24 protein-coding genes and 1 riboswitch are annotated in these 23,780 nt (G+C 62.7%); of the genes, 19 read left to right on the top strand and 5 right to left on the bottom strand.

Annotated elements, in window-relative coordinates:
• The first annotated feature begins 119 nt into the window (after positions 1-119).
• The 6 genes from LAC81_RS27420 to LAC81_RS27395 all read left to right on the top strand — a co-directional run bounded on the left by LAC81_RS27420 (position 120) and on the right by LAC81_RS27395 (position 6,901).
• Positions 120-431 carry a hypothetical protein gene (locus LAC81_RS27420; protein WP_223730271.1) on the top strand — a complete coding sequence of 104 codons (312 nt, stop codon included), beginning with the start codon at positions 120-122 and terminating at the stop codon, positions 429-431.
• 275 nt (positions 432-706) lie between these two features.
• Positions 707-931: riboswitch (cobalamin riboswitch) on the top strand.
• A 390-nt stretch (positions 932-1,321) separates the two neighbouring features.
• Complete coding sequence (gene nrdH / locus LAC81_RS27415; protein WP_223730270.1) at positions 1,322-1,543, top strand: glutaredoxin-like protein NrdH; 222 nt, start codon at positions 1,322-1,324, stop codon at positions 1,541-1,543.
• Between the two features lie 9 nt (positions 1,544-1,552).
• Positions 1,553-1,969: a class Ib ribonucleoside-diphosphate reductase assembly flavoprotein NrdI gene (gene nrdI / locus LAC81_RS27410; protein WP_223730269.1), complete on the top strand. Its 417-nt coding sequence runs from the start codon at positions 1,553-1,555 to the stop codon at positions 1,967-1,969.
• Complete coding sequence (gene nrdE, locus LAC81_RS27405; RefSeq protein ID WP_223730268.1) at positions 1,939-4,092, top strand: class 1b ribonucleoside-diphosphate reductase subunit alpha; 2,154 nt, start codon at positions 1,939-1,941, stop codon at positions 4,090-4,092. Before nrdI ends, nrdE begins: the two co-directional genes overlap by 31 nt.
• A 255-nt stretch (positions 4,093-4,347) precedes the next feature.
• Positions 4,348-5,322 (top strand): class 1b ribonucleoside-diphosphate reductase subunit beta, encoded by a 975-nt coding sequence (nrdF, locus tag LAC81_RS27400; protein WP_223730267.1) that lies wholly within the window; start codon positions 4,348-4,350, stop codon positions 5,320-5,322.
• A 139-nt stretch (positions 5,323-5,461) separates the two neighbouring features.
• Positions 5,462-6,901, top strand: a complete 1,440-nt coding sequence (locus tag LAC81_RS27395; RefSeq protein ID WP_223730266.1) for an RtcB family protein — start codon at positions 5,462-5,464, stop codon at positions 6,899-6,901.
• A 70-nt stretch (positions 6,902-6,971) separates the two neighbouring features.
• Here the strand turns inward: LAC81_RS27395 and LAC81_RS27390 are convergent, their stop codons facing one another.
• The gene (locus LAC81_RS27390) at positions 6,972-8,168 is read right to left on the bottom strand and encodes a multidrug effflux MFS transporter (protein ID WP_223730265.1); all 1,197 of its coding nucleotides are present in this window, start codon (positions 8,166-8,168) and stop codon (positions 6,972-6,974) included.
• Between the two features lie 207 nt (positions 8,169-8,375).
• On the opposite strand from LAC81_RS27390, the gene LAC81_RS27385 reads away from it, so the two are divergent.
• A complete protein-coding gene (locus LAC81_RS27385; protein ID WP_223730264.1) occupies positions 8,376-9,065 on the top strand; it encodes a TetR/AcrR family transcriptional regulator in 690 nt (229 codons plus the stop codon).
• A gap of 65 nt (positions 9,066-9,130) precedes the next feature.
• Here the strand turns inward: LAC81_RS27385 and LAC81_RS27380 are convergent, their stop codons facing one another.
• On the bottom strand, positions 9,131-9,415 hold the full coding sequence (locus tag LAC81_RS27380) for an acylphosphatase (RefSeq protein ID WP_223730263.1): 285 nt from the start codon (positions 9,413-9,415) through the stop codon (positions 9,131-9,133).
• 295 nt (positions 9,416-9,710) lie between these two features.
• Between LAC81_RS27380 and LAC81_RS27375 the strand changes: the two genes are divergently transcribed.
• The 6 genes from LAC81_RS27375 (at position 9,711) to LAC81_RS27350 (ending at position 16,674) form a co-directional block, all read left to right on the top strand.
• Entirely contained in the window at positions 9,711-10,601 is an 891-nt protein-coding gene (locus LAC81_RS27375; RefSeq protein WP_034805529.1) for a substrate-binding domain-containing protein, read from the top strand.
• 160 nt (positions 10,602-10,761) lie between these two features.
• Positions 10,762-12,273 (top strand): sugar ABC transporter ATP-binding protein, encoded by a 1,512-nt coding sequence (locus tag LAC81_RS27370; protein WP_223730262.1) that lies wholly within the window; start codon positions 10,762-10,764, stop codon positions 12,271-12,273.
• Entirely contained in the window at positions 12,270-13,232 is a 963-nt protein-coding gene (locus LAC81_RS27365; protein WP_113538363.1) for an ABC transporter permease, read from the top strand. Before LAC81_RS27370 ends, LAC81_RS27365 begins: the two co-directional genes overlap by 4 nt.
• Positions 13,233-13,255: 23 nt before the next feature.
• Positions 13,256-14,197, top strand: a complete 942-nt coding sequence (locus tag LAC81_RS27360; RefSeq protein WP_223730261.1) for a sugar kinase — start codon at positions 13,256-13,258, stop codon at positions 14,195-14,197.
• 5 nt (positions 14,198-14,202) lie between these two features.
• The gene (locus tag LAC81_RS27355; protein ID WP_223730260.1) at positions 14,203-15,483 is read left to right on the top strand and encodes a D-tagatose-bisphosphate aldolase, class II, non-catalytic subunit; all 1,281 of its coding nucleotides are present in this window, start codon (positions 14,203-14,205) and stop codon (positions 15,481-15,483) included.
• A gap of 174 nt (positions 15,484-15,657) precedes the next feature.
• Positions 15,658-16,674: a LacI family DNA-binding transcriptional regulator gene (locus LAC81_RS27350; protein WP_223730338.1), complete on the top strand. Its 1,017-nt coding sequence runs from the start codon at positions 15,658-15,660 to the stop codon at positions 16,672-16,674.
• 65 nt (positions 16,675-16,739) lie between these two features.
• Here the strand turns inward: LAC81_RS27350 and LAC81_RS27345 are convergent, their stop codons facing one another.
• On the bottom strand, positions 16,740-17,357 hold the full coding sequence (locus tag LAC81_RS27345; RefSeq protein ID WP_223730259.1) for an isochorismatase family protein: 618 nt from the start codon (positions 17,355-17,357) through the stop codon (positions 16,740-16,742).
• Between the two features lie 125 nt (positions 17,358-17,482).
• On the opposite strand from LAC81_RS27345, the gene LAC81_RS27340 reads away from it, so the two are divergent.
• Together LAC81_RS27340 and LAC81_RS27335 are read left to right on the top strand one after the other, a co-directional pair.
• On the top strand, positions 17,483-18,487 hold the full coding sequence (locus tag LAC81_RS27340; protein ID WP_223730258.1) for a GlxA family transcriptional regulator: 1,005 nt from the start codon (positions 17,483-17,485) through the stop codon (positions 18,485-18,487).
• A complete protein-coding gene (locus LAC81_RS27335) occupies positions 18,484-18,777 on the top strand; it encodes a hypothetical protein (RefSeq protein ID WP_223730257.1) in 294 nt (97 codons plus the stop codon). Before LAC81_RS27340 ends, LAC81_RS27335 begins: the two co-directional genes overlap by 4 nt.
• A 153-nt stretch (positions 18,778-18,930) precedes the next feature.
• Here the strand turns inward: LAC81_RS27335 and LAC81_RS27330 are convergent, their stop codons facing one another.
• On the bottom strand, positions 18,931-19,845 hold the full coding sequence (locus LAC81_RS27330) for a LysR family transcriptional regulator (protein ID WP_223730256.1): 915 nt from the start codon (positions 19,843-19,845) through the stop codon (positions 18,931-18,933).
• A gap of 91 nt (positions 19,846-19,936) precedes the next feature.
• Between LAC81_RS27330 and LAC81_RS27325 the strand changes: the two genes are divergently transcribed.
• The 3 genes from LAC81_RS27325 to LAC81_RS27315 all read left to right on the top strand — a co-directional run bounded on the left by LAC81_RS27325 (position 19,937) and on the right by LAC81_RS27315 (position 22,147).
• A complete protein-coding gene (locus LAC81_RS27325) occupies positions 19,937-20,344 on the top strand; it encodes a glyoxalase (RefSeq protein ID WP_223730255.1) in 408 nt (135 codons plus the stop codon).
• The gene (locus LAC81_RS27320; protein WP_223737062.1) at positions 20,331-21,002 is read left to right on the top strand and encodes an SDR family oxidoreductase; all 672 of its coding nucleotides are present in this window, start codon (positions 20,331-20,333) and stop codon (positions 21,000-21,002) included. Before LAC81_RS27325 ends, LAC81_RS27320 begins: the two co-directional genes overlap by 14 nt.
• Before the next feature lie 128 nt (positions 21,003-21,130).
• On the top strand, positions 21,131-22,147 hold the full coding sequence (locus LAC81_RS27315; protein ID WP_223730253.1) for a zinc-binding alcohol dehydrogenase family protein: 1,017 nt from the start codon (positions 21,131-21,133) through the stop codon (positions 22,145-22,147).
• 17 nt (positions 22,148-22,164) lie between these two features.
• Here the strand turns inward: LAC81_RS27315 and LAC81_RS27310 are convergent, their stop codons facing one another.
• Positions 22,165-22,659, bottom strand: a complete 495-nt coding sequence (locus LAC81_RS27310; protein WP_223730252.1) for a GAF domain-containing protein — start codon at positions 22,657-22,659, stop codon at positions 22,165-22,167.
• Between the two features lie 279 nt (positions 22,660-22,938).
• Between LAC81_RS27310 and LAC81_RS27305 the strand changes: the two genes are divergently transcribed.
• Positions 22,939-23,751, top strand: coding sequence for an arginase family protein (locus tag LAC81_RS27305; protein WP_223730251.1), 813 nt, complete (start codon positions 22,939-22,941; stop codon positions 23,749-23,751).
• The last annotated feature ends 29 nt before the right edge of the window (positions 23,752-23,780 follow it).

Here is a 23,780-nt window from a genome sequence, read left to right as displayed (position 1 = left end):
TTGCTCATGGCGTTGAGATAAGCATTCTTTATGCCAGCATGCGAGAAATCGCTTTGCGCGAAGCGGCAAAAATCCTCACTTTTTTCGCGAACACAACAGCAAAAACAAAGAGGATAGCAATGCTTAGCGCGCTGCGATCGACGATCCTTCATGTCCTGAAACGGGCCGGGAACGTGCTCAACCCAACCATCGCCATCGATACCTTCAGCGAGTTCCAGTTGAGGGATATCGGCCTGACGCGGGACCACGAGAACATTCGGGCGCGCGTCGGCGACGTTGCCGATCCGCGGCACTGGCCGAAGGACGACAATGCGCAGAAGCCACAGCCCTCACCGACGCGGGACTGCGGCAACGCACCGCGCGTGGCGAGGGCTTCACCTCGCGCCCAACCCGGAGAAAACAAGGACGTCAGCATGTCGCTCTGCGACTGACGGGGCAAAAACAAATCTCAGCTGTCGCAATCTGCCACCCTGCCAGGCGCCGGATCGAATGAGCAGAAATTCGCTCTGGCGCGTCCTAGAATATCGTACCTTCGTAGGTGACCGGTAAGGGCGCGAGCGCGCGGCGTCGAAGCCGAGAGCGCCCCGCCAACGGGCTTTGCCGCGCCCCCTCGTTTAACGTCTTGTTATCCACACGGCGAAAGAATTCGCCCCCTCACCCGGGCCGGAGGCACCTCGCACCTATTGACGCAGATGCGCGATCAACTACTATATGTAGTGTTCGAGGTTCTTCCGATTCGCAAGGATTGGGAGCTAAGACGGGAATACGGTGCGCCGGCGCTTTCCGCCCGGCTATGCCGCAGCTGCCCCCGCAACTGTAGACGGCGAGCGACTGTCCGGAATTGGACCACTGAGGCATGAGGCCTCGGGAAGGTCGGGATGGAAGCTTTGACCCGTGAGCCAGGAGACCTGCCTCGAGCAACATAAGTCCACGGGCGGGGTGTCCGGAGGGGTTGGGTGCGTTACGGCAGGATGAGCCTGCCGGATCGTCTCGACATCTCCCCGGCAGCCTGTCGAAAGCTTCGGGGTGAAGTCATGTCAGTTTCTTCCAGTTCAGATCCACCTTCTGCGGACGGGTGCGCGTTGTTGCGCGCCTGATCGGAGGGCCGCGCCCTGAAAACTCGCATCCGCGGAATTCCTGAGCGCCCGAGCAATACGAGCCGACCCGGTTGCGTAACCGACCTTGGGTCAGCTTGACGACGTCAACTCCGGTCAAGGCGACCGGGGAGCGATGTTCCGTGTCCAATCGCCAACACCACGGTTCGCGTTCGCGCGACCCGACGACTTTTTGCGCCCATTTGCGAGACCCTCACGAGGAACCCATGTCGATCACCGTCTACAGCAAGCCCGCCTGCGTCCAATGCACCGCCACCACCCGCGCACTCGACCGCCAGGGCACCGATTACCGCCTCATCGATATCTCCGAGGATTCCGATGCGTTCGCGCTCGTGCAGGGTCTCGGCTACCGCCAGGTCCCGGTCGTCGTCGCCGGCGAGCGCCATTGGGCCGGCTTCCGCCCGGACATGATCAGCGCACTTGCTTGAGGGCTAGCGATGGGGCTGATCGTCTATTTTTCCAGCCGCTCGGAAAACACCCATCGTTTCGTCGAAAAGCTCGGCCTTCGCGCAACCCGCATACCGCTCAACGAAGGTAAGGGTTCGCTTACGGTTACGGAGCCCTATGTGCTCGTCGTGCCCACCTATTGCGGCGACGACGGCCGGGGCGCCGTGCCGAAACAGGTGATCCGCTTCCTGAACGATGCGGGCAACCGCTCCCACATCCGCGGCGTGATTGCCGCGGGCAATAGCAATTTCGGAGCGACCTACGGGATCGCCGGCGACGTGATCTCGGCCAAGTGCCGGGTGCCCTACCTCTATCGGTTCGAGCTACTCGGGACCGAAGCGGACGTCGCCAACGTCAAAAACGGGATGGAACGATTTTGGACGTCTCAACACTCGAACGCCCCCTGAAGGCAACGGAACCGGCGCTGGACTACCATGCGCTCAACGCGATGCTGAACCTCTATGACGAAGAGGGGCGCATCCAGCTCGACAAGGACCGGCAGGCTGCGAAGCAATACTTCCTCCAGCACGTCAACCAGAACACCGTGTTCTTCCATAACCTTCGCGAGAAGCTCGATTATCTGGTGACCGAGGGCTATTACGAGCAGGAGGTTCTCGACCAGTATTCCTTCAACTTCGTGCGCGACCTCTACGATCACGCCTATGGCAAGAAGTTCCGTTTCCCGACGTTCCTCGGCGCGTTCAAATACTACACGTCCTATACGCTGAAGACCTTCGACGGGAAGCGTTACCTGGAGCGCTACGAAGACCGCGTCTGCATGGTGGCGATGACGCTGGCGCGCGGCGACGAACAGCACGCCCGCGATCTCGTCGACGAGATCATTTCCGGCCGCTTCCAGCCGGCGACGCCGACCTTCCTCAATGCCGGCAAGAAGGCTCGCGGCGAACTCGTCTCTTGCTTTCTGCTCCGGATCGAGGACAACATGGAGAGCATCGGCCGCGCCATCAATTCGGCGCTGCAGCTTTCCAAACGCGGCGGCGGCGTGGCGCTGTCGCTCACCAACATCCGTGAGATGGGCGCGCCGATCAAGCAGATCGAGAACCAGTCCTCCGGCATCATTCCTGTGATGAAGCTGCTCGAAGACAGTTTCTCCTATGCCAACCAGCTCGGTGCCCGCCAGGGCGCAGGTGCGGTCTATCTCCACGCCCACCACCCTGACATCATGCGCTTCCTCGATACCAAGCGCGAAAATGCCGACGAGAAGATCCGCATCAAGACGCTGTCGCTCGGCGTCGTCATCCCCGACATCACCTTCGAGCTCGCCCGCAACAACGAGGACATGTACCTGTTCTCGCCCTATGACGTGGAGCGCGTCTACGGCGTGCCGCTCACCGAGATCTCGGTGACGGAGAAATATCGCGAGATGGTCGAGGATGCCCGCATCCGCAAGCGGAAGATCAAGGCGCGCGAATTCTTCCAGATCATCGCCGAGATCCAGTTCGAAAGCGGTTATCCCTACATCATGTTCGAAGACACGGTGAATCGGGAAAACCCGATCGCCGGGCGCATCACCATGAGTAACCTCTGCTCGGAAATCCTGCAGGTGAGCGAGGCGAGCGAATTCAACGACGACCTCTCCTACGCCAAGATGGGCAAGGACATTTCCTGCAATCTCGGCTCGCTGAACATCGCAGCGGCGATGGACTCGGCCGATTTCGGCAAGACCATAGAGACCTCGATCCGCGCGCTGACGGCCGTCTCGGATATGAGCCACATTTCGCCGGTTCCCTCGATCGAGAAGGGCAACGATGACAGCCACGCGATCGGCCTCGGGCAGATGAACCTGCACGGATATCTCGCCCGCGAGCGCATCTTTTACGGCTCCGAGGAAGGGATCGATTTCACCAACATCTATTTTTACACTGTGACCTACCACGCGATCCGGGCCTCAAACCGCATCGCCATCGAGCGTGGCGAGAGCTTCAAGGGTTTCGAGAACTCGAAATACGCGTCGGGTGACTATTTCGACAAATACACCGAGACCGAATGGCTGCCGGCGACCGAAAAGGTGAAAGACCTATTCGAGCAGGCGGGAATATCCATCCCGACGCAGGAAGACTGGCTGGAGTTGAAACGGGCGGTGATAGCTGGCGGCCTCTACAACCAGAACCTCCAGGCCGTGCCCCCGACGGGCTCGATCTCCTACATCAACCACTCCACTTCCTCGATCCACCCGATCGTCTCGAAGATCGAGATCCGTAAGGAAGGCAAGATCGGCCGCGTCTACTATCCGGCCGCCTTCATGACCAACGACAACCTCGAATACTACCAGGACGCCTACGAGATCGGGCCCGAGAAGATCATCGACACCTATGCGGCGGCTACCCAGCACGTCGACCAGGGCCTGTCGCTGACGCTCTTCTTCCGCGACACGGCAACGACCCGCGACATCAACCGTGCCCAGATCCACGCCTGGAAGAAGGGCATCAAGACCATCTACTACATCCGCCTTCGGCAGATGGCGCTCGAAGGCACGCAGGTCCAGGGCTGCGTTTCCTGCGCGCTGTAACCTCGCATTCCAGCAACGGCACATACTGCCCCTCACCCTGGCCCTCTCCCCGCAGGCGGGGAGAGGGGACGTGCCATACCAACGGCCCAGATGCGGCCGGTCCCTACGATGTGGGACGGTGCGGCATTGTCCCTTCTCCCCGCAAGCGGGGAGAAGGTGCCGGCAGGCGGATGAGGGGCCATACCCGCACCGCGTAGATGTGGGCAACTCCCTCACCGCACGATGAGGCACACACGATCACAAAGGTTTAACGACATGAACATGCACGCCAAACCCGCAAGCCGCGTCCGCGCCATCAATTGGAACCGGATCGAGGACGACAAGGATCTGGAGGTCTGGAACCGCCTCACCGGCAATTTCTGGCTGCCCGAAAAAGTGCCGCTCTCCAACGACATTCCCTCCTGGGCGACGTTGAAGCCGGAGGAGCAGAAGCTGACCATCCGCGTCTTCACCGGCCTCACCTTGCTCGACACGATCCAGAACGGCGTCGGCGCCGTCAGGCTGATGGAGGATGCCGCCACCCCGCATGAGGAGGCGGTGCTTTCCAACATCTCCTTCATGGAGGCGGTGCACGCGCGCTCCTATTCCTCGATCTTTTCGACGCTGTGCCTCACGCCGGATGTCGACGACGCCTATCGCTGGTCGGAGGAAAACGAGTTCCTGCAGAAGAAATCGGCGCTGATCATGGGAGAGTACGCCTCCGGCGATCCCTTGAAGAAGAAGGTCGCCAGCGCCTTCCTCGAAAGCTTCCTGTTCTATTCCGGCTTCTATCTGCCGATGTACTGGTCGAGCCGCGCCAAGCTCACCAACACCGCCGACATGATCCGGCTTATCATTCGCGACGAGGCGGTGCACGGCTACTACATCGGTTACAAGTTCCAGCGCGCGCTGGAACACTTAAGCGAAGAACGCCGGCAGGAAATCAAGGATTTCGCCTTCGACCTGCTGCTCGAACTCTACGACAACGAGGCGAAATACACCGAGGCGCTCTATGATGGCGTGGGGCTAACCGAGGATGTGAAGAAGTTCCTGCACTACAACGCCAACAAGGCGCTGATGAACCTCGGCTACGAGGCGCTGTTCCCGAGTGAAGCCTGCAAGGTCAATCCCGCCATTCTGTCGGCCCTGTCGCCGAATGCCGACGAGAACCACGACTTCTTCTCCGGCTCCGGCTCCTCCTATGTCATCGGCAAGGCGGTGGCGACCGAGGACGAGGACTGGAATTTCTGATCGGACAAGCAGGCACAGCTCTTCGACCCTGGCGTGCTGCCGGCCCCGGCAGCACGTTGACTGCCGGCGTGCAATCGCCTAGATAACGCGCCGATCCGTATTGCCGCGGCTGCTGAACCCGAGGCTACGGAGAACCACCATGTCCACCCGAGACAACCCTACCGTCCGGAACGCTGTCGTTTCCGGACATGCAATCAGGTCCGTCGTCGCGATCGACGAACCTGAGCACCAGCGTGCGCGCGCACTCGGCGATCTCGCAACCGCCCTTCCCTCGCCGGAGGCCCTGGCGGCACGGGATGCTGTTGCCGGTCGCATCGTCACCACGCCAGACTTTCATCCCGGCAAGCCCGTTCCGGTCGGTGTCGTCGCCGACATCGAAGGCGCCGTCATTCCGCACCTGATCGGCAACGACATCGGCTGCGGAATGCGCATGATCGTCCTCGACAGGATCGGCGAGAGCGACCTTGGACCCGATCTGGAGAAGCATCTGCGCCATGTCTTCTTCCAGGGCGGCCGCGACATCGCGCTGACCGGCAAGAACCGTCACGCAATACTCAGACACGGCGTGCCTGGTTTGCTCGAAAGCCTTTCCGGCGAGCGGCGCGGCTTGCTTGCCCGCCTTGATCTCGCAGCAGCCTGGAACGATGTGGCTCGCATGTCGGATGACGGCAACTTCCACGCGGACAGTATCGATCCCGATTTTGCCGACTATGCCGCGCCCGATGATCGACACCGGCACGACGCCATTCTCGGCACCATCGGTGGCGGCAACCATTTCGTCGAATTCGGTATGGTCGAACGCATCGCCGATGGCGGCTTTGCCCACCTCGCAGGGCTGAAGGCCGACAGCGTCGTTGTCGTCGTCCACTCCGGCTCGCTCGATTTCGGCCAGCGGATCGGCACGGCGACGCGCGAACGGACGTGCCTCCAGGCGACGGGTGCTCGCGATGGCATTCTGTCCCAGGCACGCGACTGCGATCTCTACCGGCGTTTTCTCAACGGCCACGCCAATGCGGCCAACGTCGCCTTCGTGAACCGGTTCCTGATCGGCCTTGCGGCGGTGGAAGCCCTGTCGCGCACCATTGGCCGTCAGGTCGAGCATCGGCTCGTCTACGATGCTCCACACAACACCGTGTGGGAGAACGGCAGCACCGTTCGGCACCGAAAGGGGGCCTGCCCGGCGCGCGGAACAACGGCTCTGAAAAGCTCGCCTTACGAGTGGACTGGCGAGCCGGTCATTTTGCCGGGTTCGATGGGCGACGGCACCTGGCTGCTGCGCGGCCTGGGATCCGAGGAAGGCATGGAGTCCTCCGCCCATGGCGCTGGACGTCGGCTTTCACGCCGGGAGGCGAGAGTTGCAAAGACGACGCTGTCCGGCCTGCGCGTCGTCGGCCCGATCGACACCGAAGATCCGATAATAAGGGGACGGGCAGATATTCTCGCGGAACTGAAAGGCCGCCTGAACGAAGAAGCACCGGCCGCCTATCGCCCGATCGATCAGGTGGTGGACCCGATGGTGGCGGACGGCCTGGTGGCCCGCGTTGCCCGGATCCGACCGATCCTGACCATCAAGGGGTAGGCAAGAGAACACCGGCGAAGCCAGGCCTCGCCGGTGTCTTCCTGGGTCAACAGCAGGCTGTTTCTTCGGGCTACTCCGCCGCCACCACCCGGCTGCGGCCGATCGTTGCCTGGGTCAAGAGGAAGGCAGCAAGGGCACAAGCTGCGATCGCGCCGGTCATTGGCAGGGCCGTGCCGTCGAAGAAGAGGCTCGCGACCACCATGGCAACGGCGGCGGTGACGAAGTGCAGCGTCCCCATCAGCGCCGAAGCCGTGCCGGCAATCTCGCCGTGGTCTTCGAGTGCCAGCACCGCCGAGGTCGGGATCACCAGGCCGAGCACCCCGTAGCCGACGAACAGGAAAGCGGCCATGACGGGCAACTGGTTGAAGCCGAGGCTCATGACAACGAACATCGTGACCATGGTCAAAGCGAAGGCGCCGACGGCGAGATGCATGACCCGAACCAGCCCAAAACGCTCGCCGAGCCAGCCGGTCGCCTGCGACACCGCGAAGAAGGACACGGCGTTCATCGAGAACGCGATGCTATATTGCGTCGGCGTCAGCCCGTAGTGGTCAATGAGCACGAAGGGCGAGTTGGCGAGATAGACGAGGAACCCGGAAATGCCGAGCCCGCCGATGAAGGTAAGCGTCAGGAAGTTACGGTCCGAAAGCAGCAAGCGGTAGGCGGCAAGCGCGCTTGCCACGCTGCTGCCCGCACGATCCTTTTTCGGGCGGGTCTCCTGCAATTGCGTCGACAGGAGGATCAGGCCGATAAAGGCGGCGACCATCACCGCGTAGAAGACGCCGCGCCAGCCGTAGAACTGGATCACGGCGCTGCCGGCAAGCGGCGCCAGGATCGGCGAAACGCTGAAGACCAGCATCAGCAGCGACATCAGCCGTGCCGCCTGGACGCCGGTGTGCATGTCGCGGACGACAGCGCGCGGAATGACCATACCGGCGGCCCCACCAATGCCCTGCAGGAAGCGGAAGGCGATCAAGGTCTCGATGTCGGTCGCAAGCGCGCAGCCGATGCTGGCGACGGTGAAAAGGCCGATGCCGAGATAGAGCGGCGCCTTGCGGCCCCAGATATCTGACAGAGGGCCATAAATGAGCTGCGAAATGGCGAAGGAAATGAAGAACGCGAGCAGGCTGAGCTGTACCACGCCGTTTTCGGCCGCCAGGTCTCTGCCGATCGACGGTAAGGCGGGCAGATACATGTCGATTGCGAAGGGACCGATCGCCGAAATCAGACCGAGGACGATGGCCGTGCGGAGGAAGGACGCTGTCATGGCAATTATCTTTCAGAAATCGCGACAAATGTTCCGGCGCAAGGCCGGCATCGCTGCCGCCAGGATTGAAACTCGAAAGATGACGGTCGTGCCAGGATCGAACGTTGGGAGACGCATCCTGCGCTGACTACTTAGTCCATTAATTTGGACACAAGTGTAAAATTAGACACCATTGTCTAAATCGTCAATGGGCCTTATCTTCGCTCCATGAAAAAACATGACCCCGCCTCGCCTGATGTCCGCGTGCAAAAAGGGCAGCTTGCGAAACGCGTCTCGATCCTCGAAGCCGCTGCAGACGTTTTTTGCCGCGAGGGCTTTTCCGGTGCGAGCATCGACGAGATCGCCGCCGAAGCCGGCGTATCGCGCCAGACGGTCTACAACCACTATCGCGAAAAAGAGACGCTGTTCATGGCGGTGATCCAGGACATCATGGATCGCACCAACGGCGTGCTCTTTTCGATCCTCGCGACCTTCCCTGAACGCGCCGACAATCTCGAAGAGGACCTTGCCGCCTTCGCGGTGCGTCTTAACAAGAACTGCATCTGCAACCAGGACGCAAAGTTCATCCAGAAGCTGATCGCGACCGAAGGCAATCGCTATCCGCATCTCTTTCAGTTCTGGCGCGAACAGGGGCCAGGCAAGACCGATCGTGCGCTGGCTGCACTTTTTGCGCGGCTTGCGCACCGGGCGCCGCTCGATATCGATGATTTTGACCTCGCCGCCCGGCAGTTCATCGCGCTGATCAAGGCGGACCTGCAGATGGGCGGGCTATTCGGCGAGGCTCCAGGCGAGGCCGAACTTGAGGAAAGTGCCCGCAAGGCGGTTCAGACTTTTCTGCGGGCCTATGGCCGACCGACGGGCGAGCAGAAAACGAGCAAGCTCGAAGCGCAACGTTGATTTCGCGCTTGGGCGATGGCCGCCCGGTCAAAACCAGGCGGCGGTAGTTTCGGCTGAAGGCCTGCCTATCGGGTGATTCGAAAGCCGTTGACACCCTCCGGCGCTTCGACGAATTCAGCAACGACCTTCGAAACCCATGCGGCCGGCGGGCCGTCATGCAGGCGCTCGAGCATAAGGGTGACCGCGTCCTCCGGGCCGCTGATCAGAGCGGCAACCGAGCCATCGGCCTCGTTTCGAACCCATCCGTCGAGACCGAGCTTCTGCGCCTCGTCCCGCGCCCAAACCCTGAAGCTAACACCTTGTACCCGCCCGAGGATTCGGACCAGCGCCGTCCTGTTGACCTTCGTCATGATCTCGTCTCCGTCGCCGTTTGCCACGCTATCTGGCGCAATGCGGGATAAAGGCAAGCCATCCCCGCTGCGAACTTGAACAACCTCGTCCCGCCACGCCGTCGGGCCAGCGACGAACGGTGACGAGGTCACCTAAAATTTTCTCGTTATACGTTTATTTGTTTGTTTGCGTATTTTTAAAAATTGACGCGCGCAAAGTTTTGTGGTTTTTACGCCTTCACCAAGACGGCGGCGAGGGGACCTCGCCAGCTTGGATCGCGATACGAAGGCCCACGCCGTTTCCAGGGAGGAAACCATGAACATGTCCCGCATTCTGAAATCGCTCGTCGCCGGCACGGCGCTCTCGCTCCTCGCCTCCTCGGCTTTCGCCGACGGCATCGGTGCGTCGCTGCTGACGCAGCAGCATCCGTTCTACATCGAGCTCGCCGACGCGATGAAAGCCGAGGCCGAAGCCAAGAACGTCAAGCTTGAAGTCTCGATCGCCAACCAGGACCTCAACAAGCAGCTCGCCGATGTCGAGGACTTCATCGTCAAGGGCGTCGACGTCATCGTCATTTCGCCGGTCGACAGCCAGGGCGTGCGCGCCGCGATCGAGAAGGCCGAAAAGGCCGGCATCAAGGTGATCACCGTCGACGTTCCGGCCAATGGGGCGACCGTTACCTCGCATATCGGCACCGACAACTTCACCGGCGGCGTCAAGGCCGGCGAGCTGATGGCCAAGGTTCTCGACAACAAGGGCAAGGTCGCCGTCATCGACTATCCGACGGTCCAGTCGGTCGTGAACCGCGTCAACGGCTTCAAGGAAGCGATCGCCAAGCATCCCGACATGGAGATCGTCGCGATCCAGACCGGCATCACCCGCGCCGAAGCACTGGCCGCCGCCCAGAACATGCTGCAGGCCAATCCTGATATCACCGGCATCTTCGGCTTTGGCGATGACGCGGCACTTGCCGCCGCCGTTGCGGTGAAGGCTGCGGGTCTCGAATCCCAGGTCAAGGTCATCGGCTTCGACGGCATGAAGGAGGCCCGCGACGCGGTCGACACCAACCCGGTCATGGTCGGCGTCATCCAGCAATTCCCGGACCAGATGGGCAAGCAGGCGGTCGACACGGCCGTCAAGGTTGCCGCCGGCGAGACCGTTCCGGCCGAACAGCCGATCGTTCCGGGCGTCTACACCGCGAAGTAAGTCCTCCCAGGACTGCCGCCGCCTCAAGGGCGAGATCAGGAAAGTGTGTGCGGTTGTCCGCCCGCATCCTGCTCCGATCGAAAGGCGGCGGCAAACATCGGGGTGCACGCCCCGGCCCTTGGCCGGCGGCGTCCCCTCGGCTGACCCGAAGGAGGCCGCCATGCATGGTTCGAACACGGATACCATTCTCGAAATCGACAACGTCACCAAATCCTTCGGCCAGGTCGCGGCGCTGAAGGGCATGCGCCTCAAGGTCCGGCGCGGCCGGGTGCACACGCTGCTCGGCGAAAATGGTGCCGGCAAATCGACATTGATGAAGATCCTCGCGGGAGTACACGAGGCAACCTCGGGAGAAATCGCCCTCGATGGGCGCGCCTACCGGCCGCGCAATCCGCAGGATGCCGCCGCCCTCGGGCTCGCCATCGTCTTCCAGGAACTCAGCCTCTGCAGCAACCTGACGGTGGCTGAAAACATTCTCGCCACCCGCGAGCCGCGCCGCTTCGGCTTCATCAACGACAAGGAGCTCGTCGCCAGGGCCCGCGCGATCGTCGCCGATCTCGGCCTGCCTATCGATGTCAGCGAGAAGGTCGGCAATCTCTCGATCGCCCAGCGCCAGCTGGTCGAGATTGCCAAGGGCCTCAGCCACGAGGCCAAGGTCGTCATTCTCGACGAGCCGACGTCGTCGCTCAGCGACAGCGAGGCCGAGATCCTCTTCGACATCATCGCGCGGCTGAAGAGCCGCGGGGTCGCCGTCATCTACATCTCGCACCGCATGGAAGAGATCATGCGGCTCAGCGATGACATCACGGTCATCCGCGACGGCGAATATGTCTCCACCCATGATCGCGACGACGTCACCATCGAGGCGCTGATCGCGCTGATGGTCGGCCGGCGCATGGACGAAATCTATCCGCCAGCGACGCACGAGCAGAAGGCGGATGCCACGCCGGTTCTCTCGGTCGACGGCCTTACCCGCGACGGCGAATTCGAGGACATCTCCTTCGACATCCGGTCCGGCGAGATCCTCGGTTTCTTCGGCCTCGTCGGGTCCGGCCGTTCTGAGGTGATGAACGCCCTCTTCGGCATGAAGGCCGCGACCGGGACTGTGCGCTTCGAGGGACAACCGGTCCGCTTCCGCTCGCCGGCAGAGGCAATTTCGCGCGGCATCGGCTTCGTCACCGAAAACCGCAAGGAAGAGGGCCTCGTCCTCAGCCACAGCGTCGGCTGGAACATCTCGATGGCGGCCCTTGCCGACTTTACCGGACCGCTCGGTTTCACCCGCAAGCGTGCAGAACGCGAAGCCGCTGCCGCGGAAGTCGGGCGACTGGCGATCAAAACGCATTCGCTCGACACGCCATCCGGTTCGCTCAGCGGCGGCAACCAGCAGAAGATCGTGCTCGCCAAGTGGCTGCTGACCCGGCCCAAGGTGCTGATCCTCGACGAGCCCACCCGCGGCGTCGACGTCGGCGCCAAGTTCGAAATCTACAAGATCATCCGCCAGCTGGCGGCCGAGGGAACGGCGATCCTGCTGATCTCCTCCGAGCTGCCGGAGGTTCTGGGAATGAGCGACCGCGTCGTCGTCATGCACGAGGGCGTCATCGGCGCAACGCTTTCCGGCACCGACCTCAACCCCGAAACGATCATGGCGCACGCAACGGGATTCCAATCATGACACAGCAATCCGAAGCCCAGGCCGCTTTCATGCGAGCCCTGAAACAATATGGCGGCATTCTGCTGTCGCTGGTGATGCTCTGCGTCATCTTCTCCTTCCTTAATCCGCGCTTCATGTCGGTCGTCAACTTCATGAACATCCTGCAGCAGGTGGCCGTGGTGGCGATCGCCGCCTTCGGGATGACCTGGGTGATCCTGCTTGGCGAGATCGACCTTTCGGTCGGCTCGATCATTGCGGTCGCCGGCATGGTTGGAGCGCAGTGTTTCACCTTCGGCCTCGGCTTCGCGCCGGCGCTCGTCATCACGCTTCTTGCGGGCGCGCTGATGGGGATGCTGAACGGCGTGCTGACGGCAAAGCTGCTGCTGCCATCCTTCATCGTCACCGTCGCGACCATGGGCATCTACCGCGGCATGGTCAGCCTGCCGACCAACGGCGCGCCGGCGATGATCGAGAATTCGACGTGGACCGCCATCGGTACCGAAAGTTTCCTCGGCCTGCCCATCATCATCTGGGTCGTCGCCGTCCTCTTCCTCGTCAACCACATCCTCTTGAGCAAGACGAGCTTCGGCCGCCGCGCCTACCTGACGGGCGGCAACCGCGAGGCGGCCGTCTATTCCGGCATCAAGGTGGACCGGCTGAAGATCACCATCTTCATGATCTCGGGCGTGATGGCGGCGATCAGCGGCGTGCTTCTGTCGTCCCGCCTGTTTTCCGCCCAGACCAATGCCGGCATGAGCTACGAACTCGACGCGATCGCGGCGGCCGTGCTCGGCGGCACCTCGCTTGCCGGTGGCGTCGGCACCATGGTCGGCACGCTGATCGGCGCGCTCATCATCGGCGTCATGAACAACGGCATGAACATGCTGTCGGTCCCCTACTTCTACCAGCTCATCGTCAAGGGCCTGGTGATCCTGATCGCCGTTTGGCTCGACGTGCGCGCCAAGCAGGCAAAGCGCTGATCTTTCCGAAGAGACATAACCCCATGCACAAGATACTGACGATCGGCGAAATCCTCGTGGAGATCATCGCGACCGAAAAGGGCGACGGCTTTCGCCAGGCGACCCCTCTGATCGGCCCCTACCCCTCGGGCGCGCCGGCGATCTTCATCGACCAGGCCGGCAAGCTCGGTCAGGCAGCAGCAATGATCTCGCGCGTCGGCGACGACGACTTCGGCCATGTCAACCTCGATCGGTTGAAAGCAGACGGCGTCGACATCTCGGGTATATCAGTCGATCCGCTCGGCACCACCGGCAGCGCCTTTGTGCGCTACCGCGCCGACGGCAGCCGCGCCTTCGTCTTCAACATCCGCCACAGCGCCTGCGGTACGATCAGGCTCGATAAGGCAACCCGCGCGCTGGTCGGAACCTGCAGCCACCTGCATGTGATGGGCTCGTCGCTCTACGCCCCGAGCGTCGTCGAGAGCATCATCGCCGCGATCGAGATCATCAAATCGGCCGGCGGCACGGTCTCCTTCGACCCGAACCTTCGCCCCGAAATCCTCGACAGCCCCGGCATGCGCGAGGCGCTGCAGACGGTGCTCGCCAAGACCGACGTATTCCTGCCGAGTGGCGCGGAGCTCTTCCTCTTTACCGAGGCGAAGACCGACGCCGAGGCGGTTTCGGAACTGCTCGCCACCGGCATCAAGGTGGTCGTCGTCAAGCGCGGCGCCGATGGCGCGAGCTACTTCGATCGCGAAACGACGCTCTCGCACCCCGGCTTTGCGGTCGAGGAAGTCGACCCCACCGGCGCCGGCGACTGCTTCGGCGCGACCTTCGTCACCTTCTGGCTGAACGGGGCAAAGCCCGCTGAAGCGCTGGAATTTGCCAATGCCTCGGGCGCGCGCGCCGTCATGATTTCCGGCCCGATGGAAGGCGCCTCGACGCGAGCCGATCTCGAAACCTTCATCAACGCGCAAAAGGGCTGACCGCCATGCAACAGAACCTGCTGATCGACATCGCCCGCTGGTCCGAACGCCCCGGCCCGCGCGGCATTCCCTCCGTCTGCTCGGCCCACCCGCTGGTAATCGAAGCCGCCATGCTGCGCGCACGCGATGAAGGTGCCGCTCTGCTGATCGAGGCGACCTGCAACCAGGTGAACCAGGACGGCGGCTATACCGGCATGACACCCGCCGATTTCACTCGCTTCGTCGCCGAGATCGCCGATCGCGTCGCCTTCCCCAAGGAAAAGATCATCCTCGGTGGCGACCATCTCGGTCCGAACCCGTGGAAGCATCTGCCGGCGGATGAGGCGATGGCCAAGGCCGAGACGATGATTGAGGCCTATGCGAAGGCCGGCTTCACCAAGCTACATCTGGACACCAGCATGGGCTGCGCCGGCGAGCCGGTGGCGCTGCCCGATGCGGTGACGGCGGAGCGCGCAGCTCGGCTCGCTGCGGCCGCAGAAGGTGCCATTCGCGGAGGGAATGGCGTCGCCCCCGTCTATATTATCGGCACCGAAGTACCGGTTCCGGGCGGTGCGCTGGAAGAGCTCGACACGCTGGAAGTCACCGCACCCGAGGCTGCGATCGAGACCGTGTCGATACATCGTCAGGCCTTCGAGAAAGCTGGTGCTGCCGATGCCTTCGGGCGGGTCGTCGGCGCGGTGGTCCAGCCGGGCGTCGAGTTCGGCAACGAGAACGTCATCGCCTATGACAGGGCGAAAGCGGCAAAGCTCAGCGCCAGCCTGAAACAGCTCGACGGCGTCGTCTTCGAGGCGCATTCGACCGACTACCAGACGCCGGAGGCGCTGCGCGCTCTTGTCTCCGATGGCTTTGCCATTCTCAAGGTCGGCCCGGGCCTGACCTTCGCGCTGCGCGAAGCGCTTTACGGCCTCGACCAGATCGCCGCCTTCCTCTTCCCCGAGGCTCGCAAGCAGACGCTGGCGGCGGTCACCGAGACCGTGATGCGCGAGGAGCCGGCGAACTGGGGCAAGTATTACCACGGCTCGGCGGAAGCTCAGCGGCTGCAGCGGCATTTCTCCTATAGCGACCGCATCCGCTATTACTGGCCGCACCCGAAGGTCGCGGCAGCCGTCGAAGAACTTCTCGCACTGCTCGACGGCGTCACCATACCGGAAACGCTGATCAGCCAGTATCTCCCCGGCAGTTACGAACGCGTACGCGATGGAGAAGTCGCCGCCAAAGCAAAACCACTGGCTCTTGCTGCCGTCGACAGAGTTCTTGAGGATTATTTCATGGCCTGCCGAGCGTAAGGCGGCATGCGGAAAAGTGTATGCGGTTTTCCACCCGCATCCCGCTCTTGAGAGAAGCGGCCATGCATTCGGTGAATATTTGCCGGCCGGTACTGCCTATCCCCGAGAAATGAACCTATAAACGAAATCAAAACAATATGGGGCACAGTGACCGTGGACAGACAGATCAAGACCATGGAGGATTTTTCGGAGTTCGTCGGCTTGTCGCGCCCGACGGTCTCCAAATACTTCAATGATCCGGGCTCGGTCCGCAAGAAAACCCGGGATGCTATCGAGGCGGCGATCAAGCAGTCAGGTTTTCGCCCGAACATCTTCGCCGTCAACCTCAACCGCCGCCGCACCAATATCCTCGGCGTCATCGTTCCCAACTCGACCGACCCGTTCTACATGGCGCTGACACGCCGGATCGAGCACATCGCCAACCAGGCGGGTTTCCTCGCCTTCGTGCTCTCCTCCGACGGGCGGCCGGAGATGGAAGAACGGGCGATCGAAACCTTCAAGTCGATGAACGTCGCCGGCGCCATCATCGCCCCCCTCGGCGTTCAGTCGCATCACAAGACGCTGTCTGCACTCGGCGCGAGCATTCCGCTGATCTATGTGGACTCGCCGCTCGACGACAGCTCCTCCTTCGTCGGCACCGACAACCGCCAGAGCTTCCGGCTGATGGTCGACTACCTCTGCCGCTCCGGCAGCCCACCCTGCTACTTCGGCATGCCGCCGGTCAACAACAACGCACTCGCCCGGCGCGACACCTATCTGGAAGCGATGCAGCAGCTGAAGATGGAGCCGACGCTGGTCGAAACCACGCCTAACGCCGCCTGGGATTTCGAAAAATTCGGCTTCGACGAGACGCTGCGCATCCTCGGCTCCGGCGGCTTTCCGACGCAGACGGTACTTTGCGCCAACGACCGCGTCGCCTTCGGCGTCATCGCCGCCGCCTTCCAGTCGGGCCTCAAGGTCGGCCGCGACGCCGATGCGGACCTGCGCGTCGCCGGCCATGACGATCACCCGCTGTCGCGCTACACCTGCCCGCCGCTGACGACGGTGGCGCAGAACTACAACGAGATCGGGCGGCTGGCGATCGAGCTGCTTCTGTTCAAGCTCGGGGAAACCACCGACGACGGCGGCGCCTTCCCCGAGGACGAGCGCATTCTCTTGAGCGCCGAGATCATGCTGCGCAGTTCGGCCTAGCTTAATCGGCTCGACACAGGTTTACGTCTTCCAAAAGAGCCCGGGCCGAGCCGGCTATTCAGAGATCAGGACCGGCGCGCGAGTGCGAGAACTTGGTCGGTTGTCAGGATATCGCCGAAGGTGTCGTCGATCGTCGCCAGCGACGAGCGATGCAGCACCGCATGCGGAACGACGTCTCCATCCCCCGTATCAAGATCGCGCGTGGCGCAGGCGTCCGAAGCGACGATGACGTTGAAGCCGAGCGGCACGGCATCGCGCGCAGCACCGGCAACACAGGCATGGGTCATCAGGCCGGTGATGACGAGCGTTTCGACGCCTTCCTGCTTCAGCCGCACACCGAGATCGGTACTGGCAAAGACGCTGACCGACGACTTGCACACCACCGAATGGCCGGCGGCCGGCTGAATATCGCGATGGATCGAAGACGTCTCACTGTCTTCGGCAAAGACGGGGCTGCCGGCCGGCGTGACATGCTTGACATGATAGACCTTCATGCGCTCGGCATCGGCGCGCGCAATCAGCCGCTTCGCATTGGCGAGCGCCTTTTCGCCATCCGGGATCGGCATCCGGCCCACAAAATACTCGTTCTGGAAATCGATCGCCAGCAGTGCCGTCGTCTTGGGATCGAGGCTTTCGGGTGCAGGCGCGCCGGCAATCGTGCGGATGGTCGGGTGATGTGTCATGTGACGTTCCTTTCGCGTTTCGATACCCGCGAACATCACCAAAGCGGAGACATGACGAAAGTGGCCTAAACGACAATATGTGATAGGTTCTGGCCAAATTTGAGTGGATGAGTATCGGCCGGAACATGCACACCATCGCCATCGTCGCTTTCGAGGGCATCAGCCCTTTTCACCTTTCGGTGCCCTGCATCGTCTTCGGCGATGACCTTCTGAAGCTCGGTGTGCCACGTTACCGCCTGCTGATTGCGGCCGAGAGAGCCGGCACCATTCGCACCATGTCGGGCTTCAGCATCGAAGTGGAACACGAGCTTTCCAGGCTATCGGAGGCGGACACGATCGTTGTGCCGGCCTGGAACGATCCGAACACGCGACCGTCGGAGAACCTGCTTGAGGCGCTACGTGCCGCGCGCGCCCGTGGCTCCCGGCTTGTCGGTCTCTGCCTCGGCACCTTTGTGCTCGCCGAAGCCGGCCTGCTCGACGGCCGGTCGGCTTCGACGCACTGGGCCTGGGCGGATGAATTCGAGCGGACCTATCCGCAGGTCGCCCTGAACCGGTACGCGCTCTATCTCGACGAAGGCGATATCCTGACCTCGGCCGGAACGGCCGCCGCGATCGACTGTTGCCTGCACATCGTGCGCAACGACCACGGCGCCGAAATCGCCAATCGCATCGCCCGCCGACTCGTCGTCGCGCCGCATCGCCATGGCGATCAGGCGCAGTACATCGAGGCGCCGCTTCCCGCCCCCGGCAGCGGCGATCCGCTTGGCACGACGATTGCCTGGGCGATCGAACATCTCGACGAACCGCTTTCGCTCGAGCGCCTGGCCGAACACGCCGGCATGAGTCTGCGCAGCTTCACCCGCCATTTCCGCAAGAAGACCGGAACGACCTTCACCCACTGGCTCCTGGCTCAGCGGCTCGCCGTTGCGCAACGGCTGCTCGAAACCGGCACCTGTTCCGTCGATCACGTGGCCGAGATGGCCGGCTTCGGCTCCACCGTCTCGCTCCGCCAGCACTTCACCCGGGTTTTCTCGATCTCGCCGGCAAGCTATCGTCGGCAGTTCCAGAACAAAAAGTCGTCGTATACCGTCGTTTCAGATCGCAAACCTTCTGAGGCGACCGCGATATGAACAGGCTGGATTGCAACCCGGACGACGTTGAATTGGTGCGGAAAACCACACCAGAAGGCTTCGGCGACTGGATCGCCCAGAAAATTGAATATGAATTCGCCGCCCGGAAATTCCTTGAGCGGATTCCCGCCCCACGCGTCCTGCTCTCACCGCTGCTGGACGCGATGGCGGCCGGAGATACCCTGTGGTTGTGCCGTAGCAAGCAGAGGGGCATGCTCCATGGCAATGAGGGCGTCGCCCTGGTTCGCGAGGGACAGCCGATCCTCTACCTGCGTGTGATCCAGCGCTGAGAACATCAAGCCAGCATCGGCCGCGTCTTCGGCTGTCGCACAAGGAACGCCGGCAGCGGCACGGCAACCGCCGAAATCCCGGCCAAGCAGAGGAAGAAAGCCGAATCGCCGAAACGCTCCGCAATCCAACCAGCGCCGATGCCACCGGCCGGTCTAGGCCCGTTTTGCCGACAGCATGTGCTCGACGGCGCTCAGATCCGACGCGATGCGCTCGATCAACAGCCGCACCCGACGTGGCTGCACGCTCAGCGGCGGATAGACGATCTGCAGCCCGGTCTCACCGACCGTAAAGTCCTTGAGCAGTTCGACCAGCGCACCGGACGCCAGGTCTTCAGCGATGTCCCATGCCGATTTCAAGGCGATGCCGTGGCCGGCGCGGCACCACTCCGCCACCAGCCCGCCATCATTGGCGACGCGTCTGCCGCGCACCATGACCTTGTGTGGCTTGCCGTCGACCTGAAAGGCCCATTCGCGGTCGAGATTGGCGCCGAAGCGCATGATGATGCAGTCGTGACGGGAGAGGTCGTCCGGATGCTCCGGCCGGCCCATGGCGTCGAGATAGGCGGGCGCGGCGCAGACGACCCGGCGGTTTTCGCCGAGCGCGCGCGAGCGGAGCGTGCTGTCGGCGAGAACACCGTGGCGGATGGCAAAGTCCATGCCCTGGCCTACCAGATCAAGATAGCCGTCGGTGAGGTTGAGATCCACCGTCACGTCAGGATGCTCGGCAAGGAACCGGTCAAGGATCGGCACGATATAGCGCCGCCCCATATCCTCCGGCGCGCTCAGCCGGATCGGCCCCGAAATGGTACGCGTGCCCGAGCGGATGCCGCTCTCCAGTTCATCGGCCTCCGCCAGCAGCCGGCGGGCGCCGTCCACCAGCAGACGCCCCTCCTCCGTCAGGCTGATCGGCCGCGTCGTTCGTTTCAGAAGTGCCGCGCCGTAATGGGCCTCCAGCGCCGCCAGCCGCTCGGACACGGAGGCGGGCGACAATCCCTTTTCGCGGCCTGCGGCGGAAAGCCCGCCCTTTTCGACGATCAGCAGGAACAGGGCCAGATTGTCGAGCAGCATCTTTCGTCTTCTCCGAATTATAATTTTGGATCTAAGCCAATTATCCGGATGCGCCGCAAGAGCTAAGTTTCCTCTTGAAAGGAGACGCGTCATGCAGCTCGACCACGTCACCATCCGCACGGCCGATATCGACGCAACGCGTGCGTTCTTCGAGACGGTCTTTGACCTGACTGTCGGTGAACGTCCCTCGGCGATCCGGCGCATCCCCGGCCGCTGGCTCTACGCCAATGGGCAGCCGATCGTACACATTATCGGCAGTCACGGTGCGGGCTTCGACATTGCTGCCGAGGCGATCGATCATGTCGGTTTCCGGCTCGAAGGCTACGCGACGTTTCGCGCGAGACTCGACGGGCTCGCCATTCCCTATTCGACAATGGACCTTCCCGATATCGGCGAGCGCCGACTGTTCCTGCGTGCGCCCGGTGGCCCCTTGCTCGAAGCCGTCTTTTCCGAACCCGTTCCCGCATTGTCCCTGGAGTATGACCATGACCTTCACTGATAACACCGTCTCCGTCGTCATCGGCGGTACCAGCGGTATCGGCGCGGCCGTCGCCAAGGCCCTTGCCGAACGCCCGGGCCGGGTGGACATCGCGAGCCGCACCACGGGCCTCGACATCGCAGATACGGCGGCGGTCGCCGCCTATTTCCAGCGATTGGGGCCGATCGATCATCTGATCGTCACGGCCGGCTCGTCGGCCCCCGGCGGCAAGGTCACCGACATCGACCTCGAAGCAGCCAGGGCCGCCTTCGACGTCAAGTTCTGGGGCTCGATCCTGCTTGCGCGCGAAGCGGCCAAAACCATCCGACCCGGCGGCACGATCACCTTCACCTCGGGCTTTCTTGCCCGCCGAACCGTCCCCGGAACCTTTGTCAAGACGGCGATGAACGCCGCGCTCGAAGCATCGGCAAAGATCCTCGCCAGAGAGTTGGCACCGCTACGCGTCAACGTCGTCAGCCCCGGTCTGACCAATACGGAAGCCTATGCAGGCATGACCGGCGACGCGCGCGGGGCGATGTTCGATCGCGCCGCCGCAACGCTGCCGGCCGGCCGCTACGCCGAGCCGCAGGACATCGCCCTCGGCTACCTTTTCGCGATCGACAATCCCTCCGTCACCGGATCCGTCATCGATATCGAAGGCGGCGCGCTCATCAACTGACTTAGGACGCCCGAAGACTTCCCTCGCAGGCAGGACGCCGCCTATTCTTGGCCCGTCATCGTCGCTACCGCTACGGGCCGAGAGCGTTACGTAACTGCAGACCGTTTACCCGCCACAAGGAGCAAACCATGAAAGCTGTCGCCCTCACCCGCTATCTCCCGGTTTCCGACCCGCAGTGCTTCCTCGATGTCGAACTCCCGAAGCCGGAGCCCAAGGGGCATGACATTCTGGTTGCCGTCCACGCCGTCGCCGTCAATCCGGTGGACGTGAAGATGCGCGCGCCCAAGGACAAGATCGAGGCAACGCCGCGCGTGCTTGGCTGGGATGCGAGCGGAATCGTCGAAGCGGTCGGCCCGGATGTGACGCTGTTTCAGCCAGGCGACCGCGTCTACTACGCCGGCGACCTGACGCGATCGGGCTCCAACCAGCAATACCAGCTTGTCGACGAGCGCATCGTCGGACGCAAGCCGAAGTCGCTGAGCTTCGCGGAAGCCGCAGCGCTGCCACTGACGACCATCACCGCCTACGAAGCCTTCTTCGATCGGCTCCGCATCGACCGGGACGGTGCCGATCGCGGCCAATCGATCCTGATCGTCGGCGGCGCCGGTGGCGTCGGCTCGATCGGCATTCAGCTGGCCAAGCGCGCCGGACTTACCGTGATCGCCACCGCCTCGCGGCCGGAAACCATCGCCTGGGTCGAGGAGCTCGGGGCCGACCACGTCGTCAGCCATCGCGAGCCGCTGGTCGCGCAGGTTCGGGCACTCGGCTTCACCCATGTCGACCATATCGCGATCTTCAACGACATGCGCCATTGGGACGCTGCGGTCGAGCTCATCCGGCCGCAAGGCGGCATCGTCTCGATCGACAACACCGACGTGCCGATGCCAATGGCCGGAATGAAGACCAAGGCGGCAAGTCTGCATTGGGAGTTCATGTTTGCCCGCCCGATGCATCAGACACCGGATATGATCGAGCAGCACCGGCTCCTGTCCTTCGTCGCCGACGAGATCGACGCCGGGCGGCTGAAGACGACGCTTGCCGAGGTGCTGTCGCCGATCAATGCGGCGAACCTGCGCGAGGCGCATCGGCGCATCGAAACGGGTGCTGCCAAGGGCAAGATCGTCATCGAAGGTTTTGGGGGCTGACCGCCCAGCGAACTGGTTTAACTGAGATCGCTCGCGGCGACAAAGATTGCGGCGAGCGCCTCGAAACCGGCCTGGTCCTCAGCATCGAAACGCTCTGGCGTCGGGCTGTCGAGATCCAGCACTCCGAAAACCTTTCCGTCCTTGATCAGCGGCACGACCAGTTCCGAGCGCGACGCCGCATCGCAGGCGATGTGCCCTGGAAACGCATGAACGTCTGGAACCAGCATCGTCTGCCGTTGCGCGGCGGCAGCGCCGCAAACGCCTTTGCCAACTGGTATCCGCACGCAGGCGACCTTGCCCTGAAACGGCCCAAGCACCAGTTCGTCGTTCGGCCGCAGGAAGTAGAAGCCGGCCCAGTTCAGATCCGGCACGAGATCAAATACAAGGGCGGAGAGATTGGCCGCATTGGCGATGAAGTCGCGCTCGTCGTGCAAGAGCCCGCCGAGCTGGCTTGCCAGTTCGCGGTAGAATTCGGACTTGTCGCCCGTTTCGATTGTCTTTGCGGCAAACATCTCTCACCTTCCAGATCTCGGCATCATGCGGGCGCGCCTCGCGAGGCAACCCGCCATCGGGCATAAGCGACCGCCATGTACGCACAGCAATACCACGAACGTTCGCCCTGATGAAATTGCGATCACTCTGCAGAATCGATATATCCATTTAAATATATCGATTCTGCAGACCGTCTTTTCAGGCCAATGCCACACTTTGAAAACACCCGAAATGCACGCTTTGCCGGTTGATGACGGCGAGCTGCGTGCAACGACGTCGCAAATGCAAGGAGTACGACCGTGTCCTACGAACTCATCGTTTCCCAGGGGCGGATCGCCGACAGAACTACGGGCGCAATACCAGGGGCCGCGCTCACGGCGGAAGCACTGAGCAAGCGCCACGGACTGAAACCGACCTCCGTCGGCAGGCCGTCGCCGGCGAGGCAAGACGATTGGTCGGCGAGCCTGCCTGAGGCGAGGGAGACATTGGCCGGCCTGCAACAGGCGCTGGCAGAAACTATGCGGCGCGGTAACCGGCCGCTTCTCGTTGCCAATACCTGTTCCGCAAGTCTGGCGACGTTGCCGGTCCTTGCCCGGGAACATGCCGATGCGGTCTTGCTCTGGATCGACGCGCATGGCGACTTCAACACACCGCAAACCACCGAAAGCGGTTATCTCGGCGGCATGGTGCTCGCCGCCGCCTGCGGTCTTTGGGACAGCGGACACGGCAGCGGACTGAACCCCACTCAGGTCGTCATCGTCGGCGCGCGCGACATCGATCCTGCGGAGGCGGATCTGCTGCGGCGGGCAGGCGTCCACACCCTTTCGCCTGCCGAAGCGACGCCGGAAGCCCTTCTGCCGCTGATCGGCGATGCGCCGGTCTGGATCCACGTGGACTGGGACGTGCTCGAGCCGAACCATGTACCGGCCGCCTATGCCATCGGCGACGGCCTGCTCCCGCAGAGCTTGCGCGCCATTTTCGAAAGCATCCCGAGACAGCAGATCGCCGGTATCGAGCTTGCCGAGTTCGAGGCCGCGCCGGACGATTTGAAGAATGCATCCGCGATCGAATGCCTGCTCGATATCGTGGAGCCGCTGCTGGTTGTTCGCTGATCGGCAGTGACAGGCACGAGCGGCGCGCC

Source organism: Ensifer adhaerens, from assembly GCF_020035535.1.
Classification (GTDB): domain Bacteria; phylum Pseudomonadota; class Alphaproteobacteria; order Rhizobiales; family Rhizobiaceae; genus Ensifer.
This window is presented reverse-complemented; position numbering and strand designations above follow the sequence as displayed.

What these genes read in the sequence shown, in the direction of transcription:
- nrdI (WP_223730269.1), top strand. Translation starts at nt 1,553, where the DNA reads ATGGGGCTGATCGTCTATTTTTCCAGCCGCTCGGAAAACACCCATCGT.
- LAC81_RS27380 (WP_223730263.1), bottom strand. Translation starts at nt 9,415, where the DNA reads ATGACGAAGGTCAACAGGACGGCGCTGGTCCGAATCCTCGGGCGGGTA.
- LAC81_RS27320 (WP_223737062.1), top strand. Translation starts at nt 20,331, where the DNA reads ATGACCTTCACTGATAACACCGTCTCCGTCGTCATCGGCGGTACCAGC.
- LAC81_RS27315 (WP_223730253.1), top strand. Translation starts at nt 21,131, where the DNA reads ATGAAAGCTGTCGCCCTCACCCGCTATCTCCCGGTTTCCGACCCGCAG.
- LAC81_RS27340 (WP_223730258.1), top strand. Translation starts at nt 17,483, where the DNA reads ATGCACACCATCGCCATCGTCGCTTTCGAGGGCATCAGCCCTTTTCAC.
- LAC81_RS27325 (WP_223730255.1), top strand. Translation starts at nt 19,937, where the DNA reads ATGCAGCTCGACCACGTCACCATCCGCACGGCCGATATCGACGCAACG.
- LAC81_RS27385 (WP_223730264.1), top strand. Translation starts at nt 8,376, where the DNA reads ATGAAAAAACATGACCCCGCCTCGCCTGATGTCCGCGTGCAAAAAGGG.
- LAC81_RS27375 (WP_034805529.1), top strand. Translation starts at nt 9,711, where the DNA reads ATGAACATGTCCCGCATTCTGAAATCGCTCGTCGCCGGCACGGCGCTC.
- LAC81_RS27310 (WP_223730252.1), bottom strand. Translation starts at nt 22,659, where the DNA reads ATGTTTGCCGCAAAGACAATCGAAACGGGCGACAAGTCCGAATTCTAC.
- LAC81_RS27420 (WP_223730271.1), top strand. Translation starts at nt 120, where the DNA reads ATGCTTAGCGCGCTGCGATCGACGATCCTTCATGTCCTGAAACGGGCC.
- LAC81_RS27370 (WP_223730262.1), top strand. Translation starts at nt 10,762, where the DNA reads ATGCATGGTTCGAACACGGATACCATTCTCGAAATCGACAACGTCACC.
- LAC81_RS27395 (WP_223730266.1), top strand. Translation starts at nt 5,462, where the DNA reads ATGTCCACCCGAGACAACCCTACCGTCCGGAACGCTGTCGTTTCCGGA.
- nrdH (WP_223730270.1), top strand. Translation starts at nt 1,322, where the DNA reads ATGTCGATCACCGTCTACAGCAAGCCCGCCTGCGTCCAATGCACCGCC.
- LAC81_RS27355 (WP_223730260.1), top strand. Translation starts at nt 14,203, where the DNA reads ATGCAACAGAACCTGCTGATCGACATCGCCCGCTGGTCCGAACGCCCC.
- LAC81_RS27335 (WP_223730257.1), top strand. Translation starts at nt 18,484, where the DNA reads ATGAACAGGCTGGATTGCAACCCGGACGACGTTGAATTGGTGCGGAAA.
- LAC81_RS27365 (WP_113538363.1), top strand. Translation starts at nt 12,270, where the DNA reads ATGACACAGCAATCCGAAGCCCAGGCCGCTTTCATGCGAGCCCTGAAA.
- LAC81_RS27360 (WP_223730261.1), top strand. Translation starts at nt 13,256, where the DNA reads ATGCACAAGATACTGACGATCGGCGAAATCCTCGTGGAGATCATCGCG.
- LAC81_RS27390 (WP_223730265.1), bottom strand. Translation starts at nt 8,168, where the DNA reads ATGACAGCGTCCTTCCTCCGCACGGCCATCGTCCTCGGTCTGATTTCG.
- nrdF (WP_223730267.1), top strand. Translation starts at nt 4,348, where the DNA reads ATGAACATGCACGCCAAACCCGCAAGCCGCGTCCGCGCCATCAATTGG.
- LAC81_RS27350 (WP_223730338.1), top strand. Translation starts at nt 15,658, where the DNA reads ATGGAGGATTTTTCGGAGTTCGTCGGCTTGTCGCGCCCGACGGTCTCC.
- LAC81_RS27330 (WP_223730256.1), bottom strand. Translation starts at nt 19,845, where the DNA reads ATGCTGCTCGACAATCTGGCCCTGTTCCTGCTGATCGTCGAAAAGGGC.
- LAC81_RS27345 (WP_223730259.1), bottom strand. Translation starts at nt 17,357, where the DNA reads ATGACACATCACCCGACCATCCGCACGATTGCCGGCGCGCCTGCACCC.